Raw genomic sequence first — 12576 nt, 5'->3', positions numbered from 1 at the left:
AATCCTTAGTCAATAGTAGCTACTACCTGTTTTTCTGCCTGCTTTCTGGTGCCGTCAAAGCCTTCAATTCCACTTACCGTGGTATATTTTAGTACAAATTTTTTATTGGGATTTAAACGCTGATAGATACTTTGGCAGGCAATGGCTGCTTCATGGAATCCGCACAGAATCAGTTTCATTTTATAAGGATAGGTATTGATATCTCCTACAGCATACACCCCTGGAATATTCGTTTGAAAGTCAGCGCTGTTGTCTACTTTTATCGCATTCTTTTCCAGTTCAAGTCCCCAATCAGCCAAAGGACCTAATTTGGGAACCAGCCCGAACAGAGGAATAAAATAATCTGTCTCAATGGCTTGAATTGTTCCTTCTTTTTCAATAAATATTCTTGTTAACTGATTTTCTCCTTCCACAGCTACCACTTCTGCCGGGGTAATCAGGTTGATTTTTCCATCCTGTTTTAATTTTTTTACCTTTTCAACAGAATCCAGAGCTCCGCGGAATTCATTCCTTCTGTGAATAAGAGTAACGGACGAAGCTATTTCAGCAAGATGAATCGTCCAGTCCAGTGCGGAATCCCCACCTCCGGCAATGATTATATGTTTTCCGGTATAATCCTCCGGCCTTTTGATAAAATAACTAACGCCGCGTTCCTCAAAATCAGAAATATTTTCAATAGGTGGTTTTTTAGGCTCAAAACTTCCCAGACCTCCGGCTATAATAACGGCTTTCGCTCTGTGTTTTGTTCCTTTATCAGTAATCACTTCAAAAAGATTTTCTTCCAGTTTGAGAAGATGTATTGCTGTTTCATTAAATGTAAAGCCCGGTTCAAACTGTTTAATCTGCTCATAAAGATTATCGATGAGTTCTCCGGCCAGTACACTGGGAAATCCGGGAATATCAAAAATAGGTTTTTTGGGATACAGCTCTGATAACTGGCCTCCCATCTGCGGCAGTGCATCTATAATATGGCAGCGCATTTTGAGAAGGCCGGCTTCAAATACCGTAAATAACCCTGCAGGGCCGGCACCAATGATCAGTATATCTGTTTCTATCATGTTATGAATGGTTTATAGTCGTTTTTTCTATTTTTTTGGAGGTAGCAATGCTGATCAGTTTATCAAACTTACCAGCGTAGAGAGCTGAAATTTCAGTGGATTGATCAGAGGCAAATAATGATGATCTTACAATAGGAACACTGAATGGCAATGGCCACGCACGCAATGATTTGGCAATAGAATCCATGGCATTGATTCCCTGCATCGCCTGAAGGCCATCTGCCCAGCATACCAACCCCACAGTTTTATCCGTAAGATAAGGTTCATACCTGTTGGCGGTCACTTCCAGCCAGTCCAGGCAGTTTTTCATCACTCCCGGAATACTTCCGTGATAAAGAGGAGCCAGCCAGATGTGCAGATCTGCATCAGTGAACATCTGAGTCATGCGTTCTACCGCCAAAGGAGTTTTGGTAAGAGTAACATCGAATAATGGAATGCCGGAATCAGCCAGTGTAAAAATATCTGTTTGAATTCCCAGTATTTTCAGCTGTTCTGAAAAATACTCTGAAATCAGTCCGGAAGTAGATAAGGTTCTTCTTTCCAGTGATCCGTTGAATATGATTGCTTTCATTTTTTTTATTGTTTAAAAATTACTTTGGGTAATCCTATCTCGCCATACATCAGTGTCTTAACCAAAGGTTTCAATAATCCTGCAGCGAGTAAATAAAGCGAAGGATCATGATGGGTACTGGCCCGAACAACCACTTTCTGATTTTTATACTGTTTCAGATCAGCGTAAATGAGACGGCGTTTCCAGAGATCGAGCAGAATTGCTTCGGCATCATTTAAATCCACATAAGAAGCATAAGGCGAAAGTTTTTCCATAATGAACATGTAAGCCCATGGCGGAATGATGGCATCGGTAGAGCAGGTAATACCCACTGCTTTTTCGTTGTATACAGAAAAATCTACCGCAGCAATTGATTCTTTAAACTCTTTTTCCTTAACAATCATTCCCATGAAAAGGTACTCTTTGATATCCAGTTCTACAATCTCCGTAGTAGGTTTATAGTCTGAAAGGTCAAGGGCAATAATGCCGGAAGCCTTTGCTTTATTGATAAAATTTTCCTCAGTCATAGTTTGTTTATTCTGTGTTGATTATCTTACTTTTGATAAAGCTTCTTCGTATTTTTTCTCTAGGGAAGACCAATCCAGTACAGACCAGAAAGCATCCAGATAATCGGCCCTTTTATTCTGATAGTTCAGATAATAGGCGTGCTCCCATACATCTATTCCAAGAATCGGAAAACCTCTGTTCATGGAAAGAATATCCATCATCGGATTATCCTGATTAGGGGTAGAGCTGATGGCCAGAGATCCGTTGAATTTTACAAAAAGCCATACCCATCCGGAACCGAACTGCGCCAAACCTGTTTTTTTTATTTCTGCTTTAAGGTTCTCAAGACTGCCGAAAGTTGCCGTGATATCATCATGAAGCATACCTTCTGGATTTAGCTTGGGTTGAGAAGAAAGGATTTCCCAGAATAAAGAATGATTATAATGACCGCCACCATTATTTCTTACAGCAGGACTGTATTCGCTAATTCTTTGAAGTAGTGAATCAAGGTCGGGATTGATTTCATTGGTTTGTGCCAGTGCAGTATTCAGATTATCTACATAAGCCTGATGATGTTTCTGATGGTGAATTGTCATTGTTTCTGTATCTATAAAAGGTGCCAAGGCATCATAAGCATAAGGTAATTGGGGTAATGTAAACGGGTTCATCGTATTTATTTTTTTGATTAATGTATGACAAAGGTAGAAATATATTTGAATAAAACAACTTTTATGTTGTTTTATTAATGCTATAGTTCGAAAGTATAATATATTGTAAATGTTTGTTTTAAGCTTTGATTTTTGAGGTTATAGAAAATGACTATATTTGTTGTTGAAAAATAAAACAACCTAAATATTGTCAAATGAAGAAGCCGGCTGCGGATCGTATTCTGATGTTTTTAAAGATGAGAGGTGAAGCTACATCGCTTCTTATTGCTGAAGAGCTTTCGATCACCAAAGAAGGGGCTAGAAAGCATTTACTGAACCTTGCTCAGGAAGGATTGATCCGGTCTTCGGTGAAGAGCGAAGGCGTGGGCCGTCCATCTACTTACTATACCCTTACAGAGAAAGGATTGTCTCAATTTCCGGATACACATGCAGATGTCACGGTTCAGATTCTGAAATCAGTAAAAAATCTTTTGGGTGACAATGCTTTGGACTTACTGATCAGTGATAGGGAAAAGAATACCCATGAGCGGTATGAAAAAGTACTTTCTCACGCAAAATCTCTGGAACAGCGCCTTGAATCTCTCGCAAAAGTTCGTAGTGAAGAAGGCTATATGGCAGAGTGGAAAAAAGAAGGCAAAGATTATTTTCTGATTGAAAACCATTGCCCCATATGTGCTGCGGCAACAGAATGTCAGGGGTTCTGCCGTGCCGAATTATCCAATTTTCAATCCTTGATCGGTAAGGATTACAAAGTGGAAAGAATAGATCATATCATTTCCGGAGGGCAGCGCTGTGTATATAAAATCAGCCAGTAAGTGATCATTCATAACTTATAATTTATCATTCAGAAGATGGCTTTAAAAGCAGTAATATTTGATATGGACGGTGTTCTGGTAGATTCAGAAAAATTCTGGACACAGGCAGAACTTGATGTATTTTCATCTTATGGAGTGCAGGTTACAGAAGATCTTGCAGCACAAACTAAATATATGACCACTCATGAAGTAACCGAATTCTGGTATAAAAGATTTCCCTGGGAAAATTTTGATGCATCCGATCTGGAACATAAAGTGGTAACAAGGGTGATCGAGATGATACAGACCAAAGACTGTACAATGTCCGGTGTGCAGGAGTTTATTAAAAATCTTAAGACTAAAGAATATAAAATAGGGCTGGCAACCAATGCTCCTTTACGTGTAGCACATGTTGTTCTTGAAAAACTTCAGGTTCGTGAATTGTTTGATACTGTTCACTCATCAGAGTTTGAAACTCAGGGAAAACCTCATCCTGCAGTTTATCTCACTTCTGCAAAAAATCTTGGGGTTTCCCCGGAACACTGCATTGCTATTGAAGACAGCCACTCAGGATTAAAGGCTGCAAAAGAGGCCGGAATGCAGACTGTAATTTTCACGAATAATGATGAAAGCATAGACTCAAATCTTGCCGATTTTAAAATCCTGGACTTTAATAAGGCTTTGCTCCCAGTGTTTAGTGAATAGTGAATAGTGAATAGTGAATAGTGAATAGTGAATCCGCTTCGCTGTGAATTTTGATAGCTATTATAAAAATTGACGATTGACTGCGTAGCAAATTGACCATTGACTTGACCCCGAATCCCGAACCTCGCCATCCTTAATACCTCGTCAGAGCCTCCATCAAAAGCAGGATCGAAATCAGTTTCTTTGACGACTGATACTCAGGGTTCAGCTGTTCTCGGATTTCTCCCAACGCTTTGCTTAATTTATTACTTACCGTCTTGTTGCTGATTCCCAGTGCTTCTGCGGTCTCATTCACAGACATATTTTTTCGGATTCTCATATCGTACACCTGCTGTTCCGTTGAAGGAAGCTGAGAAACCACTTCATCAATCATTGATAGCAGAGTACTGATCTCATTTTCCTCAAGGATTTCAAAGTAGTCTGTATCTGCTATTTCAATTTCATTGGGAATATCAAATTCGTCAATGCTCAGAGTAGGAGGTGCTTTTTTGTAGCTGTTATAAAAATCAATGATTCTGTAATGAAGGTGGCGGAGAAGGTAGCCTTTCGCACTTGCCGTATCATCGGTTTGTATCATATCTGTATTCTCAAGAATCTTTATCCATAGGTTCTGAAGAATTTCCTCAGAGATTTCTTTATCCCGTGTCCGTAGAAAAACAAAGCGATATAGACTATCCCAGTATCGGTCATACAGCAGCATAAATGCAGGGCGGTCGCCTGATTTTATTTTCTTTAATAATGTATAGTCTGTTGGGCTCATATTGTGTTACAAAATTACCTAAAGGAAAATTAACTTTTTGTGAACTTTGGGTAGAGTAAGATTAAATATTTCTGAAAAACAGCACTCAAATATGACATTAATGTTGAGTAAATGTGAAAAAGGGTAGAAATTATTAACAATCTGGTTGTAATGTGAATATAAGGTTAAGAATGCGCTGGGGAAGTTTTTCATTTTCACGGTCTTATAGATAGAAGTATCAGTGAATACCATTAAAGACCCTATGAAAAAACGTTTAACTTATAAAAATATTGAAGCCTTTGTTTTCAGACTTTGGGAACGGGAAATTTCGGAAGACCCAATTTCGGAAAAAGAAAATGAACTTTTAAAACAATGGAAGATCCGTACAGAAAAAGATCTGGATACTGTTCATCTGAAAGAATCCAGAGAAAGGGTATTAGCTGGGCTTGAATATTACTTTCCTCAAAGAGATATACAATCTGTAAAAAGTTTTAAAACATCCTTCTATAAAATTGCGGCCGTTATTATTTTGCTTTTGTCGCTGGGAGGTATTTTTACTTACACCATGTTCATAAAGCCTGATGTATATCTCGCAAAATCGGTAAACCGTGTTGTTTATCTTGAAGACGGATCGGTGGTCACTCTTTTGCCAGGTGCTGAACTGACTGTAGCAAAATCATTTCCTGCTTCTACCAGAGTGGTGAATTTAAAAGGAGATGCTGTCTTTTCTGTGGCGAAGTCAAAAATACATCCTTTCATTGTTCATGCTGAGGGTTTCAGTACTAAAGTATTGGGAACTGTGTTTAAAATCACACAGTCCGGAAAGAAAAAAGCTGTTGATCTTTATGAAGGAAAGGTAGCGGTATCATCTCCGGGAGTTCCTGTTTCTTTTCTTAAACCTAATCAGAAGTGGACCAATTTCGGGGTTGCTCATACCACAGCGATTATTTCATTGAAACCTGTGAAAAACCCGACAAACAAAATTCCTTCAATATTGTCTTTGAGTTTTAACGATGTTCCTTTAAAAGAAGTCGTAGCAGTGCTGGAAAGCAATTATAACACTAAAGTACTGTATCCTAAAGAGGCCGAAGATAAAAAGATAACGGCTGATTTTACCGGAGGAACAGTTAGCGAAAATATAGAATCGCTGGCCTTCATTCTTGGATTGGAAGTTCAGAAAAAAGAAAACACTTATATCCTTAAGAAATAAATCATTATTCAAAAAAAATAAATAATCATAATCAAGAGAACACTATTAAGTATGAAAAGTTTGAAATGTGGGATTACCATAGCAGCCTTATTTTTTACTGTAGCCGCAGAAGCTCAGGAGCTGGTTCAGAAAGTAACATTTTCCGTACCTGCCAACAGACCGTTGATTGAAGTTTTGGAAGAATTTGCCGGAAAAACGGGAATGAGACTGGCTTATTCCAAGGTAGATATTAAAGAACTGAAGGTAAAAGGGGTGAAATGCGAAAATACTTCTGTCAACAACTGCCTGAAGGATATTACCAACGGGCTTCCTGTTATCTACCGTTTGCATGGTGATCTTATTTCGATAAAATATGAAAGTTCAAACATTTCGGTACCGGGAAACGGACGTATCTCCGGTAAAATAGTGGATGAGGTGGGAAACCCCATTACCGGAGCAGAAGTTACTATTGCTCAGAAAACCGTAGTCACAGATAATAACGGAGATTTTACCATAGATCTTCCTTCGGGAACATATAATCTGACGATAAAAGCTCCCAAATATAATACGCTGAGGGTTGAAAAACTATCTGTTACCAATAAAGAAACCAGTTCTGTTTCATTTGCTTTAAACAAAGCTTCCGATAAAATTACAGACATCAAAGAAGTTGTTATCACAGCTGCCCGTAAAGCAGATACTCAGGCGGGACTTCTTGCCCAACAGAAAAAAGCAGCTCAGATGAGTGATGGTATTTCAGCGGAGCAGATTTCCAAAACGCCGGACAGCGATGTGGGAGGAACACTGAAAAGGGTAACAGGTATCACCACCATCGATAATAAATATGTGGTAGTACGATCTATGGGAGAACGTTGGAATACTGCAGCCATGGACGGAATCAACCTGCCCAGTACGGAAGCTTATAATCAGAACTTCTCATTTGATATCATTCCTACTGCCATGGTAGAAAGTGTGGTGGTAAGCAAATCTGCAACACCAGATATGAATGCAAGCTTTGCAGGTGGCTACGTGGAAGTAAGAACCAAAGATATTCCCAATGAAAATTTTACAACGGTAACCCTGGGAACTTCATATAACGACCAGTCTGCTTTCAAAGAATTTTTAACCCGTAAGAGGGGAAAGTATGATTATTTCGGATATGATGACGGAAGCAGGGATTTTCCTAAAGGACTTGAACCGATGAACTGGACAGATCCCAGATTTTTTGAGCAGTCCAGACAGTTTACCAATGATAATTTCAGCACCTATAAAACCAGAGGTGACATGGGATCTAATATACAGCTGGCATTAGGAAGAACATATGCGCTGAAAAACAATAATAAATGGGGTTTTGCAGGAGCATTTGTCATCAGAAATGAACAGAATAAACTGGACATTGACCACACAGGAAGAGGAAACTGGCTGGATACCACGGGACCTTATGTTGCAGATTGGGAAACAAAAGGAGTAGCTCCTATACCATTTTATAACTTCAAAAATAAAGGTGCTTCCTATAATTACAACTCTACAGTTGCGGGGATGCTTAATTTCGGACTTCAGTTAGGGAAAAACAGAATTTCATTCCGTAATTCCTATACTCATATTTTTGATAATACCTTAACAAGAGTTACCGGTTGGAATGAATATACTACGGGTAGTGCCATGGCTTCCAATGCAGAATTAGCCTACAATTATTTTTATAACGGAATTATACCCAATAATGATCCCGCTCAGATCAAAAACTTAGACAGGCCTTATACTGATAATACGAATTATCCCATTTTTCAGATGCTGCTACAAAATAAACTGGAAGGGAATCATAAAATAGGAAACGCAGAAGTCAACTGGTTTGCAGCAAGAACCGGTATAACATCTGATACTAAAGATTATACTCAGTATCTGACGCTATATGATTTTATTGGGAGTGAGATCCTGACCTATCATAAAATTTATAATACAGGAGGAAATTTTTATAGAGGATATATAGCCAATAAAGAGACTGATTACAATTATGGCGCTTCAGTTAAATGGGATCTGGATTTTGGAAACGTAAAAAATACGGTGAAGACAGGATATGCAGGAACATTGAAAAATAATACCAATCAACAACAAAAATTCTTTCTGCGAGTAGATGAGAACAGAAATGTTCCGAATAGTGAAAAAAATTATTTGACAATGTATGGAGCTCTTGCAGAATGGTTCAATGGATCTCACTATGTACCGGGAGGCATTGGATGGGAAACCCGGGCACTGTATAAAAATGATAAATATGAAGGAGAAGTTAATCAGCACGCAGTTTTTGTCATGTTTGATAACCGTTGGAAGAAATTTAGATTGGTATGGGGACTTCGGGCAGAATATTTTAAATATAATCTCATCTCTCAGCAGCTAGACCCAAGTGATACCAAGAATGTAGAAAGAGCGGCCATTGAGGATAAACCGTGGCAATGGATGCCCTCTATGAACTTTACCTACAGTCCTACGAATAAAATGAATCTCAGACTTGCCTACAACAGATCTGTAATTCGTCCGCAATTTAATGAAAGAACTGGTTTGCCCTATTTTGACCCTATAGCTAATGGTTTGATTTATAATACAGAAATGACATCTTCAGTCATCAATAATTATGATTTCAAATTTGAATGGTTTCCCGCATTGGGAGAAATCTTTTCTGCAGGGCTGTATTATAAAAATATAGACAGACCCATAGAACGTGAGGGACATATTTCCAGCGAAGGAAATCTATATCTCTATAATGGTAATTCGAAAAACGCAAAATTATTGGGAGTAGAGGCTGAGGTAAGAAAGAATTTAGGATTTATTGCAGACGGAACCTTTTTGGAAAAACTTTTTATAAGCGGAAACTTCACCTATAATCATACAAAGGTAGTAGCCTTTAAAGATCTTTATAAAACAGGTGAGAATGATGAAACCTATGAAGTAAAACGCCCGCTCTATGGACAGACTCCTTATGCCTATAATCTTGGATTGACCTATGATGGTGATCGTTTGGGACTTAGCTTTTTATATAATGCTAAAGGAGATCAGTACATCACCGTTGGGTATGCTTACAAAGGAGAAGAAATACAGCGTCCTTATGCTGTGGCAGACGCACAGATCTCCTATAAATTTCTTCGAAACAAAAACCTTGAATTAAAATTCAATGCAAGAAACTTATTCAATAGAGTGAAGGAATATTATAATAATTACAATTCCTATGTAATACCACTGGGACTGGGTAGTGCAATCGGAACTGAAAGGGAGGCATGGGGGCTTTTACCAGGTGCAACAGACAGGTATGACAAGAATATTGATAAGATTATGTTTCGGGCTTACAGTGGAAGAATGTTCAGCCTGAGTGTGAACTATATGTTTTAAAAACACAATCAAGATATAGATCTAAATAAAATAGAACACAATAATTAAAGCGGTACAATGAAAAAGTTAATTCCAATTGTCATATTATCATTCCTTACAGCTTGTCAGCATGACAGATTAGAGGATAAGCAATCTTCGTTTGAAATAAAGGCTACTTCATCTGAATATATTACAGCTTCTGCACTTCCGGTAACTACTGTAAGTGGTAATATTACCACTAATACAATCTGGAGTGGAGTCATCGAAATGGATGGAATAATAACAGTAAAAGATGGAGCTACACTGACAATCCTTCCAGGAACATATATTAAAGCAAAACCAAAAGGAACAACAGCTCCGTCAGGAGTTCTGATCATCACAAAAACAGGGAAGATCAATGCAGTAGGAACAGAAAATCAGCCGATTATTTTTACAAGTTATAAGCTGTTGGACGGTAATGAAGATACTATTGGAGAGCCTGGCGACTTTGGAGGATTAATCCTGCTGGGGGATGCTTTAACGAATACTCCTTCTACAACAACCATTGAGGGACTTTTTGGACCTGATTATTATTATGGTGGGACTAACCAAAATCATAACGCAGGAATCGTGAAATATGTACGTATTGAATTCGGAGGAACAGATATATTCCCTTATACAATCCATGAAATTAACGGCCTTACTTTAGCCGGAGTAGGTAGTGGTACCACCATCGATCATATTCAGGTGTCTTATGGTAAAGATGATTCCTTTGAATTTTATGGAGGAAACGTAAATGCTTCCAATCTGATTTCTTTTGCACCAGATGATGATAATTTCGATTTTAATAATGGATATACTGGGACTGTTACATGTGCACTTGCTTTGGCAGATTATAATTCTACACATAGTCTCAGTGGGGCTGTCAATGATTCTCACGGTATTGAACTCGATAATAATATTGATGGAACATCTACACCATTAGCAACGCATCCTGTAGTGAATAATCTTACAATAATAGGTCCTTGGAAATCCACTATGGGTGCTATGTACGGAAATGGAATTTATATCAGAAGAAATGGAAAATTAACATTAAATGATGCTACCATTACAGGATATCCTGTTGGAATCAAAGTAGAAGGTACAGGTTCAATGCTTGCTTCTGCCTCTAATTATAATACCATCCTTGTTCACGGATTTACAACTGCCGTCACAGGGGCCGGTACATCAGGAATTCCTATGGCTAACTTATCTACTGGCATTTCTGCTTCCGGTTGGGGAATGAATCAACCATTTTTTAATGAAGGAGGATGGAATGTATCACCAAGGAATTGTGGCAATTTTCAAGGACTTTGGACCAAATATAATTTCTCCATTCTAGAATAAGGAAATGAGCCTTATGAACATGGAAATAGAAATTTAGATTAAAAAGATATCTTAATTATAGAAGCGTACAGGTTTCGGTAACCTGATCAAAACTGAAAAAAACTGATGATGCGCACAGCAGTACAGTTCTGAAAAAACCGGACGTTAAAAGCTTTTCCCACGCTTTAACGGTTTCCATGGGAACTCCCGCAATGCAGTTCCTCCTGCAGCGATGGGATGAACACCAAAAAACAAATCGAAGGAATAGAGAGGAAGATATTCCTGAATAAAAAACTGATCTGGTATAAAATAATACGACCGGATTTATTAAAAATTATAACAATGAAAAGACTAACTCTAATTGCAGTGGCAGCATTATCTCTTACAGCTTGTCAAAACGATCAACTGGCGGATTCATCTTCTCCATTCGAAATGAAATCTACTTCTGCTGAGTACCTTACAGCTTCTGCTCTTCCGGTAACCAGCGTAAGCGGTGATATTACTTCAAATACTACATGGAGTGGTGTAGTTGAATTAAATGGAGTTGTAACCGTAAAAAATGGTGCTACATTAACAATTCAGCCGGGTACATTCATTAAAGCTAAACCAAGCACAAACAATACAGCTACAGGAGTTTTGGTAATTTCTAAAACGGGAAAAATCAACGCAGCGGGTACAGAAGCTCAACCTATCATTTTCACCAGCTACAAATTGTTAGACGGAAACGAAGATACAACTGCTGCTCCTGGTGATTTCGGTGGGGTTATCATTTTAGGAGACGCTCCTACAAACACACCTTTCACAAAAACGATTGAAGGATTATCTGGACCTGATTTCTATTACGGAGGTACCAATGCTTCTCACAACGGTGGAACATTGAAATATGTACGTATTGAGTTTGCTGGGTACGATCTTTTAGCGCCGAACTCAGGAAACGAAATCAATGGTCTTACGTTAGGAGGAGTAGGGAACGGAACTACTTTGGACCATATTCAGGTATCTTTCGGAAAGGATGATTCTTTTGAATTCTTCGGAGGTACAGTAAACGCTTCAAACCTTGTCTCTTTTGCTGCAGATGATGATAACTTCGACTTCGATAACGGATATACAGGAACAATCACTTGTGCATTAGCTTTGGCAGATTACAACTCTACACACAGTCTTAGCGGATCAAGCCCTGATTCTAACGGTATCGAGCTTGATAACAACGCAGACGGTTCTTCTACAACATTGTTGACTCATCCGGTAATCAACAACCTTACGATCGTTGGTTCTAAGAACTCTACTAAAGGTGCTTTGTATGAAAACGGTATCCACATCAGAAGACACGGAAGATTAACATTAAATAATGCTGTGGTTACAGGTTACCCTGTGGGTATCAAAGTAGAAGGTACAGGTTCTGAACTTTCTTCAGCTTCAGCATACAGCACAATCCAGATCCACGGATTTACTACTTCAGTTACAGGTACAGGAACAGCAGGAATCCCTGCAGCTAACCTGGCGACTGGTACGCCTGCATCTCTATGGGGTATGAGCCAGCCATTCTTCAACGAAGGGGGGTGGAATGTATCTCCAAGAAACTGTGGAAACTTCCAGGGACTTTGGACAAAATACAATTTCTCTATTGTAGAATAATAAAAAACTTTAAAAAGCAGGGAACAGCACATG

11 protein-coding genes are annotated in these 12576 nt (G+C 38.6%); 6 read left to right on the top strand and 5 right to left on the bottom strand.

The window, feature by feature from the left end; translation table 11 throughout:
- Window positions 1-5: 5 nt before the first annotated feature.
- From JOE44_RS06665 to JOE44_RS06650, 4 genes are read right to left on the bottom strand one after another with little or no spacing between them, the layout of a single operon-like run.
- Window positions 6-1058, bottom strand: a complete 1053-nt coding sequence (locus JOE44_RS06665) for an NAD(P)/FAD-dependent oxidoreductase (RefSeq protein ID WP_209784876.1) — start codon at window positions 1056-1058, stop codon at window positions 6-8.
- Between the two features lies 1 nt (window position 1059).
- Window positions 1060-1629 carry an NAD(P)H-dependent oxidoreductase gene (locus JOE44_RS06660; protein WP_209784875.1) on the bottom strand — a complete coding sequence of 190 codons (570 nt, stop codon included), beginning with the start codon at window positions 1627-1629 and terminating at the stop codon, window positions 1060-1062.
- 5 nt (window positions 1630-1634) lie between these two features.
- The gene (locus JOE44_RS06655; protein ID WP_209784874.1) at window positions 1635-2135 is read right to left on the bottom strand and encodes a DUF2480 family protein; all 501 of its coding nucleotides are present in this window, start codon (window positions 2133-2135) and stop codon (window positions 1635-1637) included.
- Window positions 2136-2156: 21 nt separating this feature from the next.
- Window positions 2157-2783 carry a superoxide dismutase gene (locus tag JOE44_RS06650; RefSeq protein WP_209784873.1) on the bottom strand — a complete coding sequence of 209 codons (627 nt, stop codon included), beginning with the start codon at window positions 2781-2783 and terminating at the stop codon, window positions 2157-2159.
- Window positions 2784-2977: 194 nt separating this feature from the next.
- Here JOE44_RS06650 and JOE44_RS06645 point away from each other — a divergent pair, with 194 nt between their 5' ends.
- Complete coding sequence (locus tag JOE44_RS06645) at window positions 2978-3598, top strand: metalloregulator ArsR/SmtB family transcription factor (RefSeq protein WP_209784872.1); 621 nt, start codon at window positions 2978-2980, stop codon at window positions 3596-3598.
- Between the two features lie 36 nt (window positions 3599-3634).
- The gene (gene hxpB / locus JOE44_RS06640; protein ID WP_209784871.1) at window positions 3635-4282 is read left to right on the top strand and encodes a hexitol phosphatase HxpB; all 648 of its coding nucleotides are present in this window, start codon (window positions 3635-3637) and stop codon (window positions 4280-4282) included.
- Between the two features lie 133 nt (window positions 4283-4415).
- Here hxpB and JOE44_RS06635 read toward each other — a convergent pair whose 3' ends face one another.
- A complete protein-coding gene (locus JOE44_RS06635; RefSeq protein WP_209784870.1) occupies window positions 4416-5042 on the bottom strand; it encodes a sigma-70 family RNA polymerase sigma factor in 627 nt (208 codons plus the stop codon).
- A gap of 241 nt (window positions 5043-5283) precedes the next feature.
- Between JOE44_RS06635 and JOE44_RS06630 the strand changes: the two genes are divergently transcribed.
- The 4 genes from JOE44_RS06630 to JOE44_RS06615 all read left to right on the top strand — a co-directional run bounded on the left by JOE44_RS06630 (window position 5284) and on the right by JOE44_RS06615 (window position 12543).
- Window positions 5284-6231, top strand: coding sequence for a FecR family protein (locus tag JOE44_RS06630; protein ID WP_245169728.1), 948 nt, complete (start codon window positions 5284-5286; stop codon window positions 6229-6231).
- 51 nt (window positions 6232-6282) lie between these two features.
- Complete coding sequence (locus tag JOE44_RS06625; RefSeq protein ID WP_209784869.1) at window positions 6283-9585, top strand: TonB-dependent receptor; 3303 nt, start codon at window positions 6283-6285, stop codon at window positions 9583-9585.
- Between the two features lie 57 nt (window positions 9586-9642).
- Window positions 9643-10929 carry a hypothetical protein gene (locus JOE44_RS06620; protein ID WP_209784868.1) on the top strand — a complete coding sequence of 429 codons (1287 nt, stop codon included), beginning with the start codon at window positions 9643-9645 and terminating at the stop codon, window positions 10927-10929.
- Window positions 10930-11250: 321 nt separating this feature from the next.
- Window positions 11251-12543 carry a hypothetical protein gene (locus JOE44_RS06615; protein ID WP_209784867.1) on the top strand — a complete coding sequence of 431 codons (1293 nt, stop codon included), beginning with the start codon at window positions 11251-11253 and terminating at the stop codon, window positions 12541-12543.
- The last annotated feature ends 33 nt before the right edge of the window (window positions 12544-12576 follow it).

It is taken from the genome of Chryseobacterium sp. PvR013 (genome assembly GCF_017833095.1).
GTDB classification, from domain to species: domain Bacteria; phylum Bacteroidota; class Bacteroidia; order Flavobacteriales; family Weeksellaceae; genus Chryseobacterium; species Chryseobacterium culicis_A.
The sequence above is the reverse complement of the archived record's forward strand: the minus strand, read 5'-3'. Positions and strand labels throughout refer to the sequence as shown.

Bases quoted from the DNA above. Each gene is read 5' to 3' on its own strand.
- JOE44_RS06655 (WP_209784874.1), bottom strand. From the start codon at position 2,135: ATGACTGAGGAAAATTTTATCAATAAAGCAAAGGCTTCCGGCATTATT.
- JOE44_RS06630 (WP_245169728.1), top strand. From the start codon at position 5,284: ATGAAAAAACGTTTAACTTATAAAAATATTGAAGCCTTTGTTTTCAGA.
- JOE44_RS06665 (WP_209784876.1), bottom strand. From the start codon at position 1,058: ATGATAGAAACAGATATACTGATCATTGGTGCCGGCCCTGCAGGGTTA.
- JOE44_RS06635 (WP_209784870.1), bottom strand. From the start codon at position 5,042: ATGAGCCCAACAGACTATACATTATTAAAGAAAATAAAATCAGGCGAC.
- JOE44_RS06620 (WP_209784868.1), top strand. From the start codon at position 9,643: ATGAAAAAGTTAATTCCAATTGTCATATTATCATTCCTTACAGCTTGT.
- JOE44_RS06645 (WP_209784872.1), top strand. From the start codon at position 2,978: ATGAAGAAGCCGGCTGCGGATCGTATTCTGATGTTTTTAAAGATGAGA.
- hxpB (WP_209784871.1), top strand. From the start codon at position 3,635: ATGGCTTTAAAAGCAGTAATATTTGATATGGACGGTGTTCTGGTAGAT.
- JOE44_RS06625 (WP_209784869.1), top strand. From the start codon at position 6,283: ATGAAAAGTTTGAAATGTGGGATTACCATAGCAGCCTTATTTTTTACT.
- JOE44_RS06650 (WP_209784873.1), bottom strand. From the start codon at position 2,783: ATGAACCCGTTTACATTACCCCAATTACCTTATGCTTATGATGCCTTG.
- JOE44_RS06660 (WP_209784875.1), bottom strand. From the start codon at position 1,629: ATGAAAGCAATCATATTCAACGGATCACTGGAAAGAAGAACCTTATCT.
- JOE44_RS06615 (WP_209784867.1), top strand. From the start codon at position 11,251: ATGAAAAGACTAACTCTAATTGCAGTGGCAGCATTATCTCTTACAGCT.